The sequence below is a fragment of the Rouxiella sp. S1S-2 genome (assembly GCF_009208105.1).
Taxonomy (GTDB): domain Bacteria; phylum Pseudomonadota; class Gammaproteobacteria; order Enterobacterales; family Enterobacteriaceae; genus Rouxiella.
In genome coordinates this window covers 3073720-3094144 of sequence record NZ_WFKL01000001.1, presented here as the reverse complement: position 1 = coordinate 3094144, position 20425 = coordinate 3073720, and the positions used below count along the sequence as shown (strand labels likewise).

Below are 20425 nucleotides of genomic sequence, written 5' to 3'. Positions count from 1 at the left end.
TTAACAGGTTTAACTTCATTGACTGCTGAATTACTCACAAGCGGATCTCCACGCCTTGTTCGGCCAGATAGCGTTTAAGCTCACCGATATTAATGATTTGTTTGTGGAACACCGAGGCTGCCAGTGCGCCATCGACTTTTGCCAGTTTAAAGGCGTCGAGGAAGTGCTCGCGTGTTCCGGCACCGCCCGAGGCGATTAATGGCACGCGGCACACTTCGCGAATAGCGTTCAACTGGCGCAGGTCGTAACCGTTGCGCACGCCGTCCTGATTCATCATGTTCAACACAATTTCACCGGCGCCGCGTTCCTGCACTTCTTTTACCCAGTCTACGGTTTGCCAGGTAGTAACCTTGGTGCGTGCTTCGTCGCCGGTAAACTGATGTACCTGATAAGTGCCGGTTGCTGCGTCGTGCCAGGTGTCGATACCGACCACGATACACTGTACGCCGTAGCGGTCAGCGAGGCGAGTGATCAGCGACGGATCCGCCAGCGCAGGGGAGTTGATAGATATCTTATCGGCCCCGAACTGTAAAATATTGCCTGCGTCTTCGATACTTTTAATGCCGCCTGCCACGCAGAATGGAATATCAATCACTTCCGCTACGCGCGAGATCCAGCTTTTATCCACTACACGGCCGTCGGACGAGGCAGTGATGTCATAAAATACCAGCTCGTCGGCGCCTTCTTCGGCATAGCGTTTTGCCAGCGGCACAATGTCGCCAATTATCTCATGGTTACGGAACTGCACGCCTTTCACTACCTGACCGTCTTTAACATCCAGGCAGGGGATTATCCGTTTTGCCAGCATGAAATTGCCTCCGTTACGTTAAACTTGCCGTCGAGCAGGGCGCGACCGACGATCACGCCTTTCACACCACTGCCGCGCAGGGCGGCGATATCATCCAGATTGCCGATGCCGCCGGAGGCTTGAAATGCCACCTGAGGAAAACGTTGGCAGACTTCACGGTACAGCTCAACGTTGGAGCCACCTAAGGTGCCGTCGCGTGAGATATCGGTACACAAAACGTGTTTAAGCCCGAACGGTAGAAATTGTTCTACTACCTGTTCCAGCGTTGAGTCGGAGTTTTCCTGCCAGCCGCTGACCGCTACGTGTTTGTTGCCGGCTTCATCAATGCGCACGTCCAGCGCCAGCACTATTGCATCTGCGCCAAAACGGGTGAACCACTGTTGCACCTGTTCAGGATTTTTTATCGCCGTTGAACCCACCACCACGCGAGAAACGCCAGCCTCAAGCAGAGCTTCTACATCCTGCTCGGTGCGAATACCGCCACCCACCTGTACTGGAACGCTAACGCCCGCGACTAACTGTTTGAGCAAAGGAATCTGGCGGGCCGCCGGGTCTTTAGCACCCGTAAGGTCAACCAGATGCAGCACCTGTGCGCCCTGAGCCTGATAGTCCTGCAGGCGCGGCAGCGGCGAATTGCCATAGTCGCGCTGCTGTCCATAATCGCCCTGATGCAAACGCACCACGCTGCCTTCGATTAAATCTAAAGCGGGGATAATCATGCTGTTCACATCTCCAAAAAGTTTTTCAACAGCTGCGCGCCTGCGGCACCCGAACGCTCTGGGTGGAACTGCACGCCGAAGAAGTTATCTTTCTCTACCGCGGCGGTAAACGCGTCGCCGTACTGCGTCTGCGCGATGGTGTTCTCACATACCGGCATCGCATAGCTGTGTACAAAATAGAAGTAGGCGTTGTCGTCAATGCCGCGAAACAGGTGATGTCCGGCTTTGGCAGTTACCTGATTCCAGCCCATGTGGGGTAGCGGCAGGCCGCGCTCGGGCATCTTAATCACAGTTTGATCAACGATACCCAAGGTGTTGATGCCGCCGCTTTCCTCACTTGAGCTTGCCAACAGCTGCATGCCGAGACAGATGCCCAGCACCGGTTGGGTGCAGGCCTTAATGAGGTCAACCAAATCACGTTCAATGATTTGGTCCATCGCCGCCTGTGCGGTACCTACGCCGGGCAGGAACAGTTTATCTGCCTGTAAAACGATATCTGAATCGCGGCTCACCACGGGGTCGAAGCCCAGTCGCTTTACCGCCGCCTTGACCGAAAACAGATTGGCGCAGCCGGTATCAAGAATAACCACATCCATTAAAGCACTCCTTTAGAGCTCGGCAGGGTGTTGCCCTCGACGCGGATCGCCTGACGCAGCGTGCGGCCAAAGGCTTTAAACAGGCTTTCAACGCGGTGATGATCGTTTTTGCCTTTGGTTTTCAGGTGCAGCGTGCAGCCCATCGCGTAAGACAGTGAGCTGAAGAAGTGCTCAACCATTTCAGTGCTCAGATCGCCTACGCGCTGATAGCTGAATTCGGCCTTGTATTCGAGGTGCGGACGGCCTGAGATATCCAGCGCGCAGCGCGCCAGGCATTCGTCCATCGGCAGCACAAAGCCAAAGCGGCCAATCCCGCGTTTGTCGCCCAGCGCCTTGTTTAAGGCTTCGCCCAGCGCCAGACCGGTGTCTTCTACGGTGTGGTGATCGTCAATATACAGGTCACCTTTTACTTCGATATTCATACGAAAACCGCCGTGCGTGGCAATCTGGTCCAGCATGTGGTCGAAGAAGCCGACACCGGTTTTAATCTTGCTGCCGCCTTCGCGGTCCAGCCACACGTCAACGTCGATGGCGGTTTCGCGAGTTACGCGATTAACCTTGGCGTGACGGTCGCGCTGGGTCAGCTGTTGGGTGATTTCAGCCCAACCGAGGCTTTCACGCTGGTAGCGTAAACCGGCAATGCCCATGTTCTGCGCCAACTGAATGTCAGTTTCGCGGTCACCAATGACATAGCTGTTAGCCTGGTCCAGCACGCCGCTGTCGAGGTAACTCTGCACCAGCTGTGTTTTTGGCTTGCGGCATTCGCAGCCGTCGGCGGGCAGGTGAGGGCAGATGAGCACCTCGTCAAAGACGATGCCCTGTGAAGTCAGCACCTGCATCATCAGGTTATGCGGTGGATCAAAGGTTTCCTGCGGGAAGCTTGAGGTGCCCAGTCCATCTTGATTAGTGATCATCACCAGTTTAAAACCGGCGGTCTGCAGCGCGAGCAGCCCAGGGATCACGCCCGGCTCAAAGGCCAACTTGTCGAGACGGTCAACCTGAAAATCTTCCGGTGGTTCAGAAATCAGCGTACCGTCGCGATCGATAAAAAGGATTTTCTGACTGATAGGGGACTGGCTCACATTGGCTCCTTGCTGGCGCTGTTATTGTTACGAACTAATGAGTCATCACGAACGGATGATTTTGCGCCCGGTAGCGGACGAAGTGCGTCAACGACGCGCTGGCATTCCTGACGGGTGCCAATAGTAATGCGCAGGCATCCGGAAAGCCCCGGTTGCTTATTCTGGTCTCGCAGGATAATACCTTGATCCCACAGCGACTTAAATACGCTACTGGCGGCGGTAAAACGTACCAGAAGATAGTTGCTCTCACTGGCGAATACCTGCTCGACGCAGTCACACTGCTCAAGCTGCTGCTGCAACCATTGGCGATTGTTGGTGATCTCGGCAACGCGCTGACGCATGGCAGTTAACCCTTGCTCACTCAGCGCCTGAGCGGCAATGTCGGCCACCGGCGTAGAGAGCGGATACGGCGCGATCACTTTCATCAGGAGTTCAATCAGCTCGGCGTTGGCCAGTGTAAATCCACAGCGCAAACCCGCCAGCGCAAAGGCTTTTGACAGCGTACGCAGGATGGCGAGTTGTGGGTAATCTTTTAGCCAGCCTGCCACGGTGGCTTGCGGGCAAAATTCGATATAGGCTTCGTCAACCGCCACAATCGCCTTGCCGCGGGTGGTGTCGAGCAGTGAGCGAATATCGTCAGGATTGATCAAATTGCCGGTCGGATTGTTAGGACTACATACGTAAACCAGCTTCACGCCGTCCAGCGCCTGCTCAATGGCCGGTAAATCAAGCTGCCAGTCCTCTTTTGCCATCACAGTGCGGCCTTCAACGCCAAAGGTTTCGGCACTGACGCTGTACATGCCGTAGGTCGGTGGGCAGTAGAGAATGGCGTCTTTGCCCGGTTCGCAAAAGGCGCGGATCAGCAGTTCAATGCTCTCATCGGCACCACGACAGACCAGAACCTGCTCCGGCTGCACCCCAGCATAGGCCGCGTAGCGACGGATAACTTCAACCGGCTGGCATTCAGGATAGCGGTTGAAAGTTTGCGCCGTGAGCTCAAAAGTAGGGGCCAGTGGGTATTCGTTAGCATTGAGCCAAACGTCGCCGTTGCCGCCGAGCCGACGCGCCGACTGATACGGCGTTAACCGCTGAACATTTTCACGTGCCAGTGTGGTGACTGATGCACGGTTATTGGTCGTCTCACGCATTATTTACGCTCCATCAGGGCGGCAACGCGCAGCGTAACGGCATTTTTATGTGCGGTAAGCTGCTCGGCCTGAGCCAGTATTTCAATCGTCGGTGCCAATGCCAGCAGGCCGTCAGGGGTTAATTGCTGAACGGTCATACGTTTCTGGAAATCCGCCAGGCCCAGACTTGAGCAGGTTGCGGTATAACCGTATGTTGGCAGCACGTGGTTGGTGCCCGAGGCGTAATCCCCCGCGGATTCCGGCGACCAGTCACCAAGGAACACTGAACCTGCGCTGGTAATGCTGTCTACCAGCGCTTCCGGTTCACGGGTTTGCAGGATCAGGTGCTCGGGGCCGTAGGCGTTGCTGATTTCAATACACTGCGCCAAATCCTTCGCCACAATCAGTCGGCTGCTCTCTAGCGCCTTACGCGCAATCGCGCTACGCGACAGAGTCTGAAGCTGATTTTCTACCGCAACGGCTACCGCATTGGCCATGTTGGCGTCGGGGGTGAGCAAAATAACCTGTGAGTCTGGGCCGTGTTCCGCCTGAGAAAGCAGGTCGGAGGCCACAAAGTCTGGTGTAGCACCGGCGTCGGCAATCACCAAGACTTCTGAAGGACCGGCCGGCATGTCGATGGCTGCGCCGTTCAGATTCTGACTCACCTGACGTTTGGCTTCGGTGACAAAGGCATTGCCTGGGCCAAAAATTTTGGCGACTTTAGGCACGCTTTCGGTGCCAAAGGCCATGGCAGCGATAGCCTGAGCGCCGCCGAGTTGATACACCTCGGTCACGCCGCACAGCTTGGCGGCGTAAAGGATCGCATCGGCAATCGGCGGCGGCGAGCATAGAATAACTTTATTGCACTCGGCAATGCGCGCAGGCGTTGCCAGCATCAGCACGGTAGAGGGCAGCGGTGCCGATCCCCCCGGAATATACAGGCCAACGGAGGCAATCGGGCGGGTAATTTGCTGGCAGCGCACGCCAGGCTGCGTTTCGATATCGACAATCGGCAACTTCTGCGCCTGATGAAACGTCTCTATATTACGCACTGCGATAGCCATTGCCTGTTTGACATCGTCACCTAAACGCGTCGACGCCTGCTCGATTTGTTCAGCAGTGACGCGCAGCTGTTCAATCTCGATTTTATCAAATCGCGCGCAGTATTCACGAAGGGCGCTGTCTCCCTCATTGCGCACGCGGGTCAAAATTTCAGTGACTGTTTCGGTAATGCTGTCTGAGGCGGCGATAGCAGGGCGCGTCAATAAATCGCGGCGCTGCTGTTCGTCACACTGCTGCCAGTCAATCGGGGTAGAAAAACCGTTGCCTTGCATCTTCTTACTCCATCATTTTTTCAATTGGTAGCACCAAAATAGAGCTGGCACCCAAGGCTTTCAGTTTTTCCATGGTTTCCCAGAACAGCGTCTCGCTGCTGACCATGTGCATAGCGACGCGCTGTTTGTCGTTGGCCAGCGGCAGAATGGTTGGACGCTCGGCACCCGGCAGCAGGGCGATGATTTCGTCCAGACGCTCGGTGGGCGCGTGCAGCATGATGTACTTGGATTCTCGTGCCTGAATAACGCCCTGAATGCGGGTCATCAGCTTGTCGATCAGCAGCTGTTTTGACTGTGGCATTTCGCCGTCGCGCTGAATCAAACAGGCTTTAGAGCGATAAATGACTTCATCTTCTTTCAGACCGTTGGCTTCAAGCGTTGCGCCGGTAGATACCAGGTCACAGATTGCATCGGCCAGACCTGCGCGCGGTGCCACTTCAACCGAACCATTCAGTAAGCAGGATTTGAAATCGAGATTCTTTTTATCGAAATACTGCTTGAGGATGTGCGGATAAGAGGTGGCGATACGTTTATTACTCAGGCTCTCAGGACCGGCATAATCAAAGTCCAGCGGCGTTGCCAGCGACAGGCGACAACCACCGAAGTCGAGACGGCGCAGCGTGAAGTAGCGTGGGTCTTCGCCTTGGGCGCGGCGCGCCAGCAGCTCTTCTTCCAGTACGTTTTCGCCGATAATACCCAAGTCCACCACGCCGTCCATCACCAGTCCCGGAATATCGTCATCGCGAACGCGCAAAATGTCGATTTCCATATTCTCGGCGAAGGCAATCAAACGCTGCTCCTGTAGGTTGATTTTGATCCCGCAGCGCGCCAGCAGTTCACGAGAATCGTCGCTCAGGCGACCGGATTTTTGCATGGCGATACGTAAACGGTTTTTGTCCAACATAATGACCTCTGTCCTTTCTATATTTATGATTTAATTTAATATTTAAGTAATTCTGCAAACAATTCAGCAAATAATTCAGGTAAAAAAAAACCCCCGGAAGAAATCTTCCGAGGGCTCTCTGCTGCATTCTGCGCCACTGGAAGATCTTAAAAGTCTCCCAGCACCAATCTGCCTGAAAGACTAGTCAGGGTGATGGTGATGATGGTGGTTAATCAGAATGTTGAGCATTGTGTGTTTCTCTGTGTGAGTATTTTATTTACCTACCGCTGTATCAGCCATAGGTTGGTATTCAATTGTCAATTAAGCTAAACCACCGCGCCGAGGTGTGCAACCTTTTTCTGATTTGATGAATATTATTAATATTAATCATCATTTAATGATAAGTGCGAATGGATTGTATAGAAGACCGAGTCACTTGTGGGTGATGTGATTGCTGACAATGACTTAAAAATCATTACATATTAAGCTGTTGTTTCAGACCTTCAGCAGGGGTAGCCTGCTAAACTTACCGCAAGAAAAGTTCGCAAGTATTGGAGAGCATCATGAAAAAGGTATCGATAATGGGTTTAGGCTGGCTCGGAATGCCGCTGGCCATGGCGCTGAACGCCAGGGGATACCAGGTTGTCGGCAGCAAAACTACCTTGGACGGCGTAGAAGCCGCCAGAATGAGCGGCGTCGAGTGTTATCAGCTCAACTTTACCCCAGAAATGGCGATGGAGTGTGACGCTGACGACCTCGACGTATTGCTCAACGTTGATGCACTCATTATTACGCTGCCCGCCAGAAGAACCGTTGAGGGCAGTGAACTCTATTTTCAGGCGGTGCAGATGCTGGTCGACAGCGCGCTGGCACACGGGGTTGGGCGCATTATTTTTACCAGCTCCACCTCGGTTTACGGCGAAGGAATGGGCACCGTGCGGGAAGATTCTCCGCTACAGCCGGTAACACCGAGCGGCAGAGTGCTGAAAGAGCTTGAGGAGTGGTTCCACCGCCTGCCGAACACCTCGGTTGACGTGCTGCGTTTGGCCGGACTGGTAGGTGCAGACCGTCATCCCGGACGTTTCCTTGCCGGTAAAACTGACGTCAAAGGTGCAAACCACGGCGTCAATCTGGTGCATCAGGACGACGTTATCGCTGCAATTGTACTGTTGCTAAGCCTGCCGCGCGGCGGTCACACCTTTAATCTTTGCGCACCGGCTCATCCGGCGAAACAGCAGTTTTATCCCATGCTGGCCAGAAAGTTGGGCCTGACTGAGCCTACCTTTGCGCCAGAACCGCAGGACTCGAGCGGCAAACTGGTTGACGGCAGCCGCATTGTTAAAGAGTTAGGCTTTGATTACCTCTATCCCGACCCCGTTCGCATGCCGATTAACTAACCCCGCTTGCAGCCTAGCGTCTCGCCGCGTAATGACTCTCCGGCGGGATGTTGGCCTTGATCTTGCTTTACTCTGTAACGAAACGGAGTCATAAACAGGAGCAACGCGACCATGATCCAGCCCATCACACTGTCAATGATCGACATCTGCAAATCCTTTGGCGAACATCAGGTTTTAAAAGGCATTTCTCTGGATGCGCGCAAAGGCGACGTTATCTCGATTCTAGGCGCCAGCGGCTCGGGGAAAAGCACCTTTTTACGCTGTATCAACCTGCTTGAAACGCCAGACTCTGGCACGGTCGCGGTCGGCGGTGAAACTATTCACATGCGGCGCGACGGACAGGGGAATCAGCTCGCTGCCAGTCGTAAACAGGTTGAAAGTATTCGCGCGCGCCTCGGCATGGTGTTTCAAGATTTTAACCTGTGGTCGCACATGACGGTGCTTGAAAACGTCATGGAAGGGCCGCGTTTTGTGCAGAAGAAAAGCCGCAAAGAGTGCGTTGAAAAAGCCGAAACACTGCTCGAACGGGTGGGGCTTTATGAGCGTAAAAATTTTTATCCGTCACAGCTCTCCGGCGGGCAAAAGCAGCGTGTGGCGATAGCTCGTGCATTGGCGATGGACCCGGATGTGATGCTGTTTGATGAGCCGACCTCGGCACTCGACCCCGAGCTGGTGGGCGAAGTATTGAAGGTCATGCGCAGTCTGGCCGAAGAGGGCCGTACTATGCTGGTGGTCACTCACGAGATGGGCTTTGCGCGCAATGTCTCGAATCAGGTGGTGTTTTTGCATCAAGGAGAGATTGACTGCAAGGGAACCCCTCAAGAGCTGTTCGGCTCTCAGGGTTCCCTGCGTTTTCAGCAGTTTATTTCAAGTCACATGCAGCCTGCTTAGACTCAGGCTGCTATTTTCAAGCACTAAAGCGTTCAGGACGGAAAGTGGCCAGCAGCGGATGTCTTTCACCGCTGGCGATTTCACTGGCCAACAGCTCACCGACGATCAGCGCCAGCGTTGCCCCCGAATGGGTAAAGGCCACGAAGCAGCCGGGCACGCTTTGCAGTTCACCCAGCACGGGTTCACCATCGCCCGGCACCGGCTTTAGGCCCATTTTCCAGCTCGCCGCCTTTAACGGCGGTTCACCTGCCAGCACGTTCGCCGCTTCGGCGACCAACTCGTTGACCACGGTTTCATCAATAGCATAGTGACCGTTATCATCAAGGGTGATTGCCGCCTCATACCAGTCGTGATCTAGAGCCAGCGTGTTACCCGGATTAGGGCGTAGCGCCACTCTCGGCGTATTCATGACTATCTTTACACTTTTCTCCACCGGTTCAGTAATCACCAGCATCGAGAGCGGCGATCCGTTGGGAATAGTCACGCCCAGCGGAGCAACCACGTCGGGCGTTTGTGGTCCACAGGCGACCAGTACCACATTGGCGCTGAGTGTTTCCCCGTTAGCCATTTTTACGCCCGCAGTCTTGCCCGCGCTATCAGTGATCACTGCGGATTTTCCTGCATGTTCAATCAATTTACCGCCGAGACGATGAAACTCCCCCAGCAGGTAATCGGCCAAATGCGGCAGACTGACCCAGCCCTCGCCGGGGTTATACAGAGCTGTTTCAGAAACGGCCCCTCTGGCGACCTGTTCATCAACGGCGTTGACCGTTGCGCGGCCGGTAAGCTGGGACGCATAGCCGTGGGCGCACTCATAGGCGTGGCGGGCGAGGGTGGCCGGTTTTGCCTGCTCATCTCCCCAAAACAGTCCGCCGTCAAAGCGCAGCCATGCGTGCGATGCTTCATTTTGGGCGTAAAGTGTACGATAGCGATCAATGCCGGCCATTCTCAGCGCATGATATTCCAGCGTCCGATCGGCGGCAGAGTTTAGCCATGACAGCGATCGCCCCGACGCGCCGGAGACCCTCTCGGCCTCAGTAATGAGCGTCACCGCCAGTCCGCGTCTAAGCAGGTGTACCGCGCTGGAGATGCCAATAATCCCACCGCCCATCACGGCGATTTCCTTTTGCCTATTTTCTGCTGACATATGTTGTGCCTTATTTTGCGTGTTAAATGAGAAATAAATTCTTCAGGCCAAAGGGGAAATTCACCTGATTCTGCCTGGATTGATCCCGTGAACAATTGAGAGAAGCTACAGCACCTCGGAGAGAAATCGCCGTAATCGCGCCGACTGAGGATTATCAAAAATTTCCCCCGGTGTGCCGGATTCCACGATTTCCCCTTCATCCATAAACACCACCTGATCGGCTACCTTGCGGGCGAAACCCATCTCGTGGGTCACCACAATCATGGTCATGCCGCGCCGACACAGGTCAGCCATCAGATTCAACACGCCCTTGACCAGCTCGGGATCCAGCGCCGACGTGGCCTCATCAAACAGCATCACCTCGGGGTCCATGGCCAGCGCACGGGCAATCGCGACGCGCTGCTGCTGACCGCCAGAAAGATAGCGAGGCCGATGATCGGCACGCTGCTCAAGGCCGACCTCTTTCAAGCGTTCGGCCGCTAACTGGTAAGCCTGCGCTTTGGACAATTTTTTGATTTTCCACGGTGCCATCGCCACGTTTTCCAATGCGGTGTGGTCAGGGAACAGATTAAAATGTTGAAACACCATGCCAATGCGCAAACGAAGGGCATCGGGTTTGTCCTTTAATACCGAGCGCCCCGAAACAATCACATCCCCCGACTGCGGTTCATGCAGGCGGTTGATGCCGCGCAGCAGGGTCGATTTACCCGACCCTGAAGGCCCGATAATGCAGGTGGTGGTGCCTGGCGCGACCTTGAGAGAAACCTTGCGAAGAACCTGAATTTCGCCAAACGCCAGCGTCAGGTCGCGAATTTCTACGCTGGCGCCGTGAAAGGCCAGGTTTTCGTCAGCGCTGAGGGTGGGTACTGATGAAGTCGTCATATTATTGTCCCCGTCCGCTGGTTAATGGCGCAATCTGCTGCATTTCATCTACCTCTTTCAGACTGCTGACTGGGCGGGTCATTTTGCGGCGTCCGGTGCGGAACCTGTCGTCAACGTAGTTCACCAAATGGGTCATTGGCACGGTAATCATTAAATAGAACAGGCCAGCCAGCATCAGTGGCGAGAGGTTGCCCGTGAGTACGGCGGCGTCCTGACCGACGCGAAAAAGCTCGCGCTCGTTGACCATCAGTCCGAGCAAATACACCAGCGACGAATCTTTGATAATGGCAATAAACTGATTGACCAGTGCGGGTAATACGCGACGGATACCTTGTGGGATGATAACCAACCGCATGGCGCGACCGTAGCTCATGCCCAGTGCGCGGCAGGCCTCAAGCTGACCCTTTTCAACGCTTTGAATTCCTGCGCGAAATATTTCACCCATGTAGGCACTGGCAATCAGGCTGAGGGCAAAAATGCCCAGCGGGTAGGGCGACGGGCCAAACAGCTCATAGCTGTAGCGGGCGAGGCCTTGCCCAATCAGTAAAATGGTTAAAATTGACGGCAGCCCGCGAAATAGATCGGTATAAATGCGTGCCGGTGCGCGCAGCCAGCGTGAAGGGGAGATGCCCATCAGTGCCAGAATCAGCCCGATAGTCGTCCCGAGTACGGTAGCGGCAATCGAGATAATCAGCGTATTCATCAGCCCGACTTTTAACAGTTGGGGCAGCACCTCGGCCATCGAATGAAAGTCGAAGAAAGTCCGGGAAAGCATGTCGAACAGACTCATAGTGGGCCTCGCTCTTTAGCAGGGTGGGGTTGCCCCCACCGCAGGGTGAACAGTGTGTCATTGCGCGCGCGCTTAACTCGCGTGGGGCAGATACTGTTTCGGCATAGGTGAACCCGGGAACCACTTTTCGTACAGCTTTTTCCAGGTGCCGTCCTGCATTGAGGCCTGTATGGCTTTGTCCAACGCGGCTTTAAACGCCGGCTTGCCCTTGGCAATGGCCACGCCTGCCGGCGCATCGAACGACGGAATATCTGCCGCATGAATCAGGTTAAAGCGGGTGGCATAGTCTTTCGCCGCCTCGTAATCGAGGAAGTCGGCATCAACCGTCCCGTTGTTTAACGCTGAAATAGCGGCATTGTTGTCTGGAAAACGTACCAGATCAGTTTGCGTAAAATGCTGCAGGGCATAATTCTCCTGCAACGTGCCTTGCACTACCGCCAAACGATGCTTGGCGAGAGAATTCACGTCGCTGACGCCGGAGTCTTTGCGCGTTAATACCGTCAAATAACCGGCAAGATATCCGGTAGAGAAATCGACCGTTTTTTCACGCGCGGGGGTGATACCGATAGCGGCAACGCCTGCGTCATAGCGGCCGTTGGCGACGGAGGGCAGAATACCGGCGAAGTCCTGGCCGATAAACACCACCTTTTTAATGCCGATGCGGTGCGCCACGTCGGTAAAAAACTCCACGTCAAAACCGGTGAAATTACCGGAGGCATCGGTGAAGGTGTAAGGCTTGGCGTCACCCAGGCTGGCGACGCGCAGTTCACCGGGTTCGATCAGTCCGTAAGGGTTGTCCTGAGCGCCTGCAGCATTTGCCGACGGGGTTAAAATAGAAAACAGTGACACGCAAGCAAGCAGAGTGTTGGCCAGTTTGAACAGGGTTTTTTGCGATTTCATATTGAGTCCGTTTTTGTTGTAGTTAACATCAACGACTATTGAGCTTTGGCCTATTATGTTTTTTAGAGACCGGTCTCAATGCAGGTTCTGAATATTGAGCGAGGTCATTGTGAGACCGGTCTCAAATCAGTTACAATGATACTAGCAACGGGATTATCGAATCGTCAATCACCCTTAACGGAAGCTGTGATACGAATAACTTATGACCATAAACTCATCACGAATCAAAGCCCCTACGGTTGCCGACGTGGCGCGTCAGGCGAAGGTCTCCAAGGCACAGGCAGCGCGCGCGCTGGGTGGCTATGGCTCGGTAAGCGAAGACGTATTGACCCGAGTGATGGCAGCAGCGCAGAGCCTGGCCTATCGGCCGAACGAGCTGGCACGCAGCATGAATACCGGCCGCTCCAATACGCTGGGGGTGATCGTCGGCGATATAGAAAATCCGCACTTTGGTTTGGCGCTGCGCGGTATCTCAGACGTGGCACGTCAGGCGGGGTATCACGTGCTGCTCAGCAACAGTGATGAGACGCTGCGGGTAGAGCAAGATGCCGTTCGGGTCATGCTTGAAAAACAGGTTGATGGCGTCATTATCGCCCCTTGTTCATCACGGGTGGAGGACAATCTACATCTGCAGCAAATTGTGGCTGACGGCAGGGTGCTAAAGCTGTTCGACCGCGCGATACCTGATCTTGGCGTTGAAACTATCGGCATCGATTTCACTCCGTCTTCCCGTGAGGCGACGCTGGCGCTGCTTGATGCGGGACATCGGCGGATAAGCTATATCACCAGTATGCCTCTTGAAGGGATTTACAACTCGACCAAGGGGTTAGGCGTCACGCCGGTGGCGCAGCGCGTGGCGGGTATGGAGCAGGCGTTTGCACAGAGAAACGTGCCTTTTGACCCGTTGATGATCAAAGGGAACGCCAGCAGCGAGGCGGCGATTTGCGCCATCATTGACGCATTGTTTAATTCTCAAACTTCGCCAACTGCCCTTATCGCCTCTGACAGTCTGATTGCGATGAGTGTCCTGCGCGAAGTGGGTCATCGCGGTCTGCGCGTGCCCGAGAGTCTCTCTTTTGTGATGTTCGATAATTTCCCGTGGACCGAAATTGTTTCCCCTCCGCTGTCGGTAATTGCCCAGCCGGTGTATGAAATGGGCCGCGAGGCGGCGCGAAGAATCATTTGCGAACTGCGCGAGGAGGAAGCGGGACCCATGCCTGATTTTTCGGCACAGTTTATTCAGCGGCTATCGATAGGGCGTATTTAACGCATTGAGTCACTGTTCCTCCCTTCCAAACTTACCCCCGCCGAAAAGAGCGGGGGTAAGTAATCAGGGTATTTGAAAGCGTTCGCCATATTATTGCGGCACGGTATCCATACCAAACCATTTGATTGCCAGCGTTTTCAGCGTGCCGTCCTGCTTCACCTGAGTAATCGCCTCGTCAAACATCTTTTTCAGCTCAGGGTCGCTTTTACGAATCCCCACCGCGGAACCCGAGCCGAGCAGACCGCCGATGAAAAGCGGACCCGCCAGCTGTATATTCTCATTGCCTGCTTTAGCCTTGGCGCCGTTCAGATAGGTGGTTGAAGCAAACACCATATCAACGCGGCCGGACTTCAGGTCGAGATCGTGCTCTTCAGTGGTTTTATACTGACGAATAGTGACGATGTCTTTCATGTATTTCTGCAAAAACTGCTCGCCAATCGACGAACCCTGCACGCCGATCACTTTGCCTTTCAGCAGTGGGGCGATTTTCGCCACCTCCGCCTGCGCCCCGGCTTCGTCGGTGGTTAAGGAGAAACGCTTGCCTAAATCAGGGAGCTTGGCCAGCGGGCTGTCTTTTAATACGGCAAAGGTTTGCCCGGTATTACTGTAAGGAATGGAGAAATCAATAATTTTCCTGCGGGCATCGGTGGCAGAAAGTCCGTCCATAATCGCGTCGAACTTACCGGCGTTGAGTGCGGGGATAACGCCGGCAAAAGGCTGGACCACGATTTCGCATTTGACGTTCATTTTCTGGCATAACACTTTATAAAGATCGATTTCAAATCCGTCGAGCGTGCCATCAGGTTTAGTAAAATTGAATGGACGGAATGCCCCTTCCGTAGCAATTTTCACTACGGTCCATTTTTTTCCCTCTTCGGTGTGACCATTGAAGCTGGTGACTAACGTTGCTGTTAAGCATAAAGCACTAACCAAGCTTGCCAATTTCATCTTCTACAACCCCTTTAGTATTGATAGTTATTGAATAACACGCTGTTTTTTAACGGCTAACGTCATGGTGGCGCGTAGGTGTGGCGTCAAACGATACTCAAGCAGCATCACGATGCGGCTAATGACCAAATTGATCAGCAGATAAATCACGCCGGTCACCATAAACACTTCCAGCGCACGATAAGTGTCGGAAATAATTTGTGCGGCGATGCCGGTAATATCCATTAGCGTGATGATTGAACATAGCGAGGTGGACTGCACCATGGAAATCAGCTCGTTGCCATAGGCCGGTAGGGCCTGGCGAATCGCGATGGGCAGAATTATCCGCCTCACCATCAGCAGGCGTGACATTCCGCAGGCACGGGCGGCTTCAAGAGCACCATGAGGGACTGAAAGCAGTCCACCACGCAAAATTTCGCTGCCGTAGGCCGCCGTACACAGCGAAAGTGTTAGCAACGCGCAGCCGTAAGGTTCGCGCAGCATCGGCCATAAAAAGCTGTGGCGCACGCTTTCGAACTGACCCAGTCCGTAGTAAATCAGAAACAGCTGCACCAGCAGCGGAGTGCCGCGAAAACAGAAAACGTAAATTCTCGCCGGTTCGCTAAGCCAGCGGTAGGGTGAAAGGCGGGCAAAGGCCAGCAGCAGGGCAAGGCAAAAGCCGATTGCCACCGAATAAAAGCTCAGTTGCAGCGTGAGCGGAATGCCCGGCAGCAGCTGCAGGAGTGTGTCCCACAAAAATTCGACGTCCATTAGCGTTTCACTCCGCGTGAATAGTGCGCTTCTGCTTTACGCAGCGACCAGCCCGAACAGGCCGAAATCAGCAGGTAAAGCAGCGCCGCGGCACAGTAAAAGTCAAAAGGTTTACCGGTTGAACCTGCGCCAGTTTGTGCCTTGTTCATCAGCTCGGCCAAACCGGTCACCGACACCAGCGCCGCTGCCTTTAAAACCACCTGCCAAACGTTGCCCATTCCCGGCAGCGCATGGCGCAGCAGAAGCGGAATAATAATGCGCCGAATGCGCACCGGCGTGCTCATGCCAAAGGCTTTCGCCGCCTCCAGCTCGCCTGGCGAAATAGCATAAAACGCGCCGCGAAATACCTCGGTTTGCTGAGCGCCCGCAGCAATCCCAACCGCCAGCATCCCGGCAAGGAAACCGGGGAAGCTGATAAATTGCCCTTCACCGAACAGCTTGCCGAGGTGGGTCAGTAACTGACTGCCGCCAAAATAAAGCAGGTAAATGATCAGTAGGTCAGGGATGCCGCGCACCACGGTGGTGTAAGCGTCGGCCAGATACCTAATCGGACGATTGCCGCAGATTTTTGCCCACGAGAACAGGCCGCCTATCACACCGGCCAGTAAAAAGCCGCAAAGCGACAGGGCTATTGTCATCAATGCCCCCGATAGCAGCATCGGACCCCATCCGCCGGGGCCGAAACTCAGTGTTTCTAAAAATCCCAGATTGCCCATTTCTCTGTCCTTGTCGTTAGCCGGTTTGGTCGAGCTTAATGACTACCGGGAAACGGCGGCTGCACGTCGTTGGGGATCGGGTTAACAAACGGCGTGCCTACGAGTCTGCTGGCGTGTTCGGCTTTGGCATCGGTGATCCGCTGCGGCTCAATCAGAAGGCCGATTGCCGTGCTTGCCATCAGCTTGGCGGCGTGGGTTAACCCCTTGTGCGCCAGCGCCGATTTGCCCTGTGCCACCAACTGCCAGGAATGCCCCGGCGTGCCGATGGTGTAGGTTGCGCTGCGGCACTGCACCGTCGGCACCACCCAGCTCACTGAACCGACGTCTGTTGAGCCAATCATCGAGCTTTCAGGTCGGTCGAGCGGCAGTACGTAGTCACACAGCGTTTCTCCCGCGCGATAGACGGAGCCGGTACGCTGATAGGCGCTGCGAATTTCTTCCTGATTCATTGATTGCTGAAAACGTGCCGCATAGGCATAGTCTGCGTCGTTAAAGCCCGGTCCGCCGAGCCGCTCAAGATGTGATTGCATCAGTTCCTCGAGTACGCGATTGCCAACCAGATTGGCGTCACCGCTGAGAATATTGCGTTTCATGCGAGTTTCGGTCATCAGCGCCGCACCCTCGGCGACTTTATCGACCCGTTTAAGCAGTTCGGTGAGTTCCGGCAGGGTGCGGGTGCGCACCAGATAGCGTACGGTGGCCTTGGCCTGTACCACGTTGGGGGAAAAGCCGCCGCTGTCGGTAATGGCATAGTGAATACGTGCACTGCTCGGCATGTGTTCGCGCAGGTAGTTAATGCCCACGTTCATTAGCTCAACCGCGTCAAGCGCGCTGCGGCCTAAATGTGGTGTCGAGGAGGCGTGAGCGGCGCGACCATAGAAGGTGTAGTTAAGCTCGTTACAGGCGAGGGAGTTGGCGTCCATCACGCAGTTAAACGCGCCGGGGTGCCAGCAGATAGCAACATCGACGTCGTCAAACAGTCCAGCACGCACCATAAAACCTTTGGCTGAACCGCCTTCTTCTGCCGGGCATCCATAATAACGCACGCGACCAGGCAGCCCGCTGGCTGCGAGGTAATCTTTCACCGCCGTTGCCGCCAGCAGCGCCGATGAACCCAACATGTTGTGACCGCAGCCGTGCCCGTTAGCTCCCTCTTCCAGTGCGACGGGTTCGGCCACATCAGCCTGCTGACTGAGACCCGGCAGCGCGTCATATTCACCCAGAATGGCGATAATCGGACCGCCTTCACCGGCTTCGCCCATCATGGCGGTGGGTAAACCGGCTACGCCTTCGGTCACGCGAAATCCCTGATTTTTCAACAGTTCGAGGTGTTCTTTAGAGGATTTGAATTCGGTGTAATTGACCTCGGGCGTGGCCCAGATACGGTCACTGAGGTCCCAAAAGATGCCCTTTTTCTCATCGATTAACGACCAGACGTGTTTGAGCAATTCACTGTCGGTTGACGATGAAGATTCTGTCTTGGGTGTCGGCTGCATGGCAATAGTCCTTATTGGCGTAGAGGGTCTACTCATCTATACATGTCTATTTGCCAAGCAATAAGGGGGCCAATAATTCAACACAGTTAAATTTAGAGAGAAAGGAGGCAGTGACAGGCCAAAAGGGGCTTAATGCACAAGCGGCCCTGCAGAGGCGTGAGCCAAAATGATCCCTTTGACCGCACGAGTGTCAGACGATGGTGCGACCCAAGAGGCCGCACCTAAAGATGACCTTACGGGGCGGAATTAGCCGAACAGTTTTAACAGAATCGGGAATAGAAACGGTGCCAGTAAAGAGGTGATAATGCCGCAGATAACCAGCGCCAACGAGCTGAACGCGCCTTCCTGATAGTCAACTTCCGCACAGCGGGCGGTGCCCAGTGCGTGTGAGGCATTACCCATTGCCAGCCCGCGCGAGGCTTTAGTGGTAATTTTGAAAATGTTCAAAATGGCGTGACCAAAAACGGCGCCTAAAATGCCGACAAAAATCACGCACACCGCACTGATGGCCGGAATGCCGTTAATTGACTGGGCGGCGGCCATAGCAATCGGCGTGGTAACCGATTTTGGCAGTACGGAGGCGGCAATTTCCGGCGTGGCACCCATCCATAGAGCAATGGCCGTGCCGGTGGTCATCGCCACCACGCTACCGATAAAGCAGATACTGATAATAGATTTCCAGCGTGCACGAATTTGATGCAACTGCTCATACAGCGGGAAAGCCAGCGCCACTACGGCAGGCTGCAGCAGGTCATTGAGAATTTTGCTGCCAGCAAAATAGCGCGCATAGGGAATGTGTGTGATGAGTAACAGCGGAATAATCACCACCATCGACATCAGTAACGGATTAAGCAGCGGCATGCGCAGTTTAATTGCCAACCTGCGGGTCGCGAAATAGACCAGCAGCGTCAGGGGTAAAGACCACCAGATTTCGCTCATTGCTCATTCTCCGGTTTGCCAATAACGGGACGTTCGCGGTGCATATAGTGTGAGGAGAAGGCAACAATCAGCAGCACAATCAGCGTGCTGACCACGCAGGAAACCACTAACGGTCCAAACTGGGTGCGCAACTCAGTGTAATAGTTCATCACCCCAACGCCGATGGGCACAAACAGCAGCGCCATGTAGCGAATTAATACGCTGCACCCGGGTTTCACCCACTTATAAGGCAAGACTTGCGTCGAGAGCAGCGTAAAGAGGATCAGCATGCCGAGAATACTGCCCGGAATGGTGATAGGAAGCAGGGCGGAAATCGCGTTGCCTGCGTATAAACAGGCATAAATCAGGATAAATGCCCGAATATATTGAATAGGTAGTGACAGTATGGATCGCATAGCCTTATCCCAGTCGAAAACTTGATTCATCATACAATTAAATTATCGATGATGCTAGCGTGATCTATGTCACGTTATGTTGGGCCTTATGAATAAAAGTTATGACATATTGGTTGAACACCCACAACAGAAAAAAGCCCGCCAAGGCCGTGATAACGGTGAGGCGGGCTTTTTAACAATGATGCAGGCTATTGAAGGCGGGAATTACTTCTTGTATTTGGCTTCCAGCGTAGCAAACCACGGCGCGGTAAAGTCTTCTGACTTGCCCCAGCCTGGAATGATTTTACCCAACGCATTAACGTTAACTGCGCCCGGCTGGCTCACTAGCAGAGCCTGTGGAATAACCTGTGCAGGGAATTCATAGGTGTCCGGCGTTTTTTCACCGGCAATTTTCAACGCCACCAGACGCAGGTTTACTGCACCAATCAGTTGGGTATCAACGGCGGCGGTGAATTTCCACGGGCTGTCTTTCTCACGCATCAACTGCAAGTCCTGATTGGAGGCGTCAATGCTGTAGAGCTTGATTTCTGTACGACCATTTTCTTTGAGCGCTTTATAGGCACCCTGGCTAAAGGCGTCCCATGCGCCCCAGATAGCATCGATTTTACCTTTTGGATATTTGGCCAAAATTGCGCCCACCTGATTGGCGGTGTCACCCTGCACGTCGGAAGAAACCGCGCCGATGGACTCGAGCTGATGGATGCCCGGGTTATCTTTGAGGATCTGCTGATAGGTCACGTTGCGGCGTTCCATCGGTGGGAATCCGGCAACCCACAGACGCACAATGTTGGCTTTACCCTTGAAATCTTTAACCAATTCGCCCACTGATGCCTTGGTTAACGAGGTGTCATCCTGACGCGTAACCGTCACGCCCGGCGTGCCTTCAGTCACTTCGGTATCAAATACCGATACCGCAATACCGGCAGCGGTGATTCGCTTGACCAGGTTATTGGAGTAAGGACCGCGGCCCTGAGAAAGAATAATGCCGTCGTATTTTTGACTGATAGCCTGATTCACAAAGTCCTGAAATTTAGCGTCGTCACCATTGCTCAGAAAGGTATCAACCTTGAAGCCAAGCGCACGACCCTGTTTGATAGCACCGGCCAAAAACTGAGTGGTATTGTCGTCAGAACCCAGATTGCGGATAACGGCAATACGCACCGGGCCACTGTGCTGGGCGATGGCAGCAGGTACGGCGGCCAACACCGACTGCTCAGCCGCAAAGGCGGGAACGGCGGCAAACAGGCTCAAAGCGAGCAGTGAGGCGGACATTTTTTTCATTATAGACTCCGTCAGGCGTTGGCTGAGATCGAGAAATAAGTACGACACAAAGTGTAAGTGCTGAATTGTATTTTTTA

Annotated in this window: 21 protein-coding genes and 1 other annotated feature; of the genes, 3 read left to right on the top strand and 18 right to left on the bottom strand. The window is 54.2% G+C overall.

Annotated features, from left to right (window positions below; translation table 11 throughout):
- Window positions 1–34 precede the first annotated feature (34 nt).
- From hisF to hisG, 7 genes are read right to left on the bottom strand one after another with little or no spacing between them, the layout of a single operon-like run.
- On the bottom strand, window positions 35–808 hold the full coding sequence (gene hisF / locus GA565_RS14350) for an imidazole glycerol phosphate synthase subunit HisF (protein WP_152199020.1): 774 nt from the start codon (window positions 806–808) through the stop codon (window positions 35–37).
- Window positions 790–1527, bottom strand: a complete 738-nt coding sequence (hisA, locus tag GA565_RS14345; RefSeq protein WP_152199019.1) for a 1-(5-phosphoribosyl)-5-[(5-phosphoribosylamino)methylideneamino]imidazole-4-carboxamide isomerase — start codon at window positions 1525–1527, stop codon at window positions 790–792. The genes hisF and hisA overlap by 19 nt, the downstream gene beginning before the upstream one ends.
- 5 nt (window positions 1528–1532) lie before the next feature.
- On the bottom strand, window positions 1533–2123 hold the full coding sequence (gene hisH, locus GA565_RS14340; RefSeq protein ID WP_152199018.1) for an imidazole glycerol phosphate synthase subunit HisH: 591 nt from the start codon (window positions 2121–2123) through the stop codon (window positions 1533–1535).
- The gene (gene hisB / locus GA565_RS14335; protein WP_152201513.1) at window positions 2123–3190 is read right to left on the bottom strand and encodes a bifunctional histidinol-phosphatase/imidazoleglycerol-phosphate dehydratase HisB; all 1068 of its coding nucleotides are present in this window, start codon (window positions 3188–3190) and stop codon (window positions 2123–2125) included. Before hisB ends, hisH begins: the two co-directional genes overlap by 1 nt.
- 11 nt (window positions 3191–3201) lie before the next feature.
- Complete coding sequence (hisC, locus tag GA565_RS14330; protein WP_152199017.1) at window positions 3202–4353, bottom strand: histidinol-phosphate transaminase; 1152 nt, start codon at window positions 4351–4353, stop codon at window positions 3202–3204.
- Window positions 4353–5666 carry a histidinol dehydrogenase gene (gene hisD / locus GA565_RS14325; RefSeq protein ID WP_152199016.1) on the bottom strand — a complete coding sequence of 438 codons (1314 nt, stop codon included), beginning with the start codon at window positions 5664–5666 and terminating at the stop codon, window positions 4353–4355. The genes hisC and hisD overlap by 1 nt, the downstream gene beginning before the upstream one ends.
- Window positions 5667–5670: 4 nt before the next feature.
- Window positions 5671–6570: an ATP phosphoribosyltransferase gene (gene hisG / locus GA565_RS14320; protein WP_055780276.1), complete on the bottom strand. Its 900-nt coding sequence runs from the start codon at window positions 6568–6570 to the stop codon at window positions 5671–5673.
- A gap of 81 nt (window positions 6571–6651) precedes the next feature.
- Window positions 6652–6775, bottom strand: a sequence feature (His leader region).
- A 337-nt stretch (window positions 6776–7112) separates the two neighbouring features.
- Between hisG and GA565_RS14315 the strand changes: the two genes are divergently transcribed.
- Together GA565_RS14315 and GA565_RS14310 are read left to right on the top strand one after the other, a co-directional pair.
- Window positions 7113–7946 (top strand): SDR family oxidoreductase, encoded by an 834-nt coding sequence (locus GA565_RS14315; RefSeq protein ID WP_152199015.1) that lies wholly within the window; start codon window positions 7113–7115, stop codon window positions 7944–7946.
- 111 nt (window positions 7947–8057) lie between these two features.
- Window positions 8058–8837 (top strand): ABC transporter ATP-binding protein, encoded by a 780-nt coding sequence (locus tag GA565_RS14310; RefSeq protein ID WP_152199014.1) that lies wholly within the window; start codon window positions 8058–8060, stop codon window positions 8835–8837.
- Between the two features lie 16 nt (window positions 8838–8853).
- On the opposite strand, the gene GA565_RS14305 is transcribed toward GA565_RS14310, so the two are convergent.
- The 4 genes from GA565_RS14305 to GA565_RS14290 all read right to left on the bottom strand — a co-directional run bounded on the left by GA565_RS14305 (window position 8854) and on the right by GA565_RS14290 (window position 12556).
- Window positions 8854–9984, bottom strand: coding sequence for an FAD-binding oxidoreductase (locus GA565_RS14305; protein WP_152199013.1), 1131 nt, complete (start codon window positions 9982–9984; stop codon window positions 8854–8856).
- Between the two features lie 105 nt (window positions 9985–10089).
- Window positions 10090–10866, bottom strand: a complete 777-nt coding sequence (locus tag GA565_RS14300; RefSeq protein ID WP_152199012.1) for an amino acid ABC transporter ATP-binding protein — start codon at window positions 10864–10866, stop codon at window positions 10090–10092.
- Window position 10867: 1 nt separating this feature from the next.
- Window positions 10868–11656, bottom strand: coding sequence for an amino acid ABC transporter permease (locus GA565_RS14295; RefSeq protein WP_152199011.1), 789 nt, complete (start codon window positions 11654–11656; stop codon window positions 10868–10870).
- Between the two features lie 72 nt (window positions 11657–11728).
- Window positions 11729–12556, bottom strand: coding sequence for an ABC transporter substrate-binding protein (locus GA565_RS14290; RefSeq protein WP_152199010.1), 828 nt, complete (start codon window positions 12554–12556; stop codon window positions 11729–11731).
- Window positions 12557–12758: 202 nt separating this feature from the next.
- On the opposite strand from GA565_RS14290, the gene GA565_RS14285 reads away from it, so the two are divergent.
- The gene (locus GA565_RS14285) at window positions 12759–13823 is read left to right on the top strand and encodes a LacI family DNA-binding transcriptional regulator (RefSeq protein WP_152199009.1); all 1065 of its coding nucleotides are present in this window, start codon (window positions 12759–12761) and stop codon (window positions 13821–13823) included.
- 90 nt (window positions 13824–13913) lie between these two features.
- On the opposite strand, the gene GA565_RS14280 is transcribed toward GA565_RS14285, so the two are convergent.
- The 7 genes from GA565_RS14280 to GA565_RS14250 form a co-directional block, all read right to left on the bottom strand.
- The gene (locus GA565_RS14280; protein ID WP_152199008.1) at window positions 13914–14771 is read right to left on the bottom strand and encodes a transporter substrate-binding domain-containing protein; all 858 of its coding nucleotides are present in this window, start codon (window positions 14769–14771) and stop codon (window positions 13914–13916) included.
- Window positions 14772–14798: 27 nt separating this feature from the next.
- Window positions 14799–15521, bottom strand: coding sequence for an ABC transporter permease (locus tag GA565_RS14275; protein ID WP_152199007.1), 723 nt, complete (start codon window positions 15519–15521; stop codon window positions 14799–14801).
- Complete coding sequence (locus tag GA565_RS14270; RefSeq protein ID WP_152199006.1) at window positions 15521–16237, bottom strand: ABC transporter permease; 717 nt, start codon at window positions 16235–16237, stop codon at window positions 15521–15523. The genes GA565_RS14275 and GA565_RS14270 overlap by 1 nt, the downstream gene beginning before the upstream one ends.
- Before the next feature lie 35 nt (window positions 16238–16272).
- Complete coding sequence (locus GA565_RS14265; RefSeq protein ID WP_152199005.1) at window positions 16273–17733, bottom strand: M20 family metallopeptidase; 1461 nt, start codon at window positions 17731–17733, stop codon at window positions 16273–16275.
- Between the two features lie 246 nt (window positions 17734–17979).
- Window positions 17980–18672, bottom strand: a complete 693-nt coding sequence (locus GA565_RS14260) for a CidB/LrgB family autolysis modulator (RefSeq protein WP_152199004.1) — start codon at window positions 18670–18672, stop codon at window positions 17980–17982.
- Window positions 18669–19067, bottom strand: a complete 399-nt coding sequence (locus tag GA565_RS14255) for a CidA/LrgA family protein (protein ID WP_152199003.1) — start codon at window positions 19065–19067, stop codon at window positions 18669–18671. The genes GA565_RS14260 and GA565_RS14255 overlap by 4 nt, the downstream gene beginning before the upstream one ends.
- 204 nt (window positions 19068–19271) lie before the next feature.
- A complete protein-coding gene (locus tag GA565_RS14250; RefSeq protein WP_152199002.1) occupies window positions 19272–20348 on the bottom strand; it encodes a sugar ABC transporter substrate-binding protein in 1077 nt (358 codons plus the stop codon).
- Between the last annotated feature and the right edge of the window lie 77 nt (window positions 20349–20425).

Coding starts and splice junctions, on each gene's coding strand:
- hisF (WP_152199020.1), bottom strand. CDS start 808: ATGCTGGCAAAACGGATAATCCCCTGCCTGGATGTTAAAGACGGTCAG.
- hisA (WP_152199019.1), bottom strand. CDS start 1,527: ATGATTATCCCCGCTTTAGATTTAATCGAAGGCAGCGTGGTGCGTTTG.
- hisH (WP_152199018.1), bottom strand. CDS start 2,123: ATGGATGTGGTTATTCTTGATACCGGCTGCGCCAATCTGTTTTCGGTC.
- hisC (WP_152199017.1), bottom strand. CDS start 4,353: ATGCGTGAGACGACCAATAACCGTGCATCAGTCACCACACTGGCACGT.
- hisD (WP_152199016.1), bottom strand. CDS start 5,666: ATGCAAGGCAACGGTTTTTCTACCCCGATTGACTGGCAGCAGTGTGAC.
- hisG (WP_055780276.1), bottom strand. CDS start 6,570: ATGTTGGACAAAAACCGTTTACGTATCGCCATGCAAAAATCCGGTCGC.
- GA565_RS14315 (WP_152199015.1), top strand. CDS start 7,113: ATGAAAAAGGTATCGATAATGGGTTTAGGCTGGCTCGGAATGCCGCTG.
- GA565_RS14310 (WP_152199014.1), top strand. CDS start 8,058: ATGATCCAGCCCATCACACTGTCAATGATCGACATCTGCAAATCCTTT.
- GA565_RS14305 (WP_152199013.1), bottom strand. CDS start 9,984: ATGTCAGCAGAAAATAGGCAAAAGGAAATCGCCGTGATGGGCGGTGGG.
- GA565_RS14300 (WP_152199012.1), bottom strand. CDS start 10,866: ATGACGACTTCATCAGTACCCACCCTCAGCGCTGACGAAAACCTGGCC.
- GA565_RS14295 (WP_152199011.1), bottom strand. CDS start 11,656: ATGAGTCTGTTCGACATGCTTTCCCGGACTTTCTTCGACTTTCATTCG.
- GA565_RS14290 (WP_152199010.1), bottom strand. CDS start 12,556: ATGAAATCGCAAAAAACCCTGTTCAAACTGGCCAACACTCTGCTTGCT.
- GA565_RS14285 (WP_152199009.1), top strand. CDS start 12,759: ATGACCATAAACTCATCACGAATCAAAGCCCCTACGGTTGCCGACGTG.
- GA565_RS14280 (WP_152199008.1), bottom strand. CDS start 14,771: ATGAAATTGGCAAGCTTGGTTAGTGCTTTATGCTTAACAGCAACGTTA.
- GA565_RS14275 (WP_152199007.1), bottom strand. CDS start 15,521: ATGGACGTCGAATTTTTGTGGGACACACTCCTGCAGCTGCTGCCGGGC.
- GA565_RS14270 (WP_152199006.1), bottom strand. CDS start 16,237: ATGGGCAATCTGGGATTTTTAGAAACACTGAGTTTCGGCCCCGGCGGA.
- GA565_RS14265 (WP_152199005.1), bottom strand. CDS start 17,733: ATGCAGCCGACACCCAAGACAGAATCTTCATCGTCAACCGACAGTGAA.
- GA565_RS14260 (WP_152199004.1), bottom strand. CDS start 18,672: ATGAGCGAAATCTGGTGGTCTTTACCCCTGACGCTGCTGGTCTATTTC.
- GA565_RS14255 (WP_152199003.1), bottom strand. CDS start 19,067: ATGCGATCCATACTGTCACTACCTATTCAATATATTCGGGCATTTATC.
- GA565_RS14250 (WP_152199002.1), bottom strand. CDS start 20,348: ATGAAAAAAATGTCCGCCTCACTGCTCGCTTTGAGCCTGTTTGCCGCC.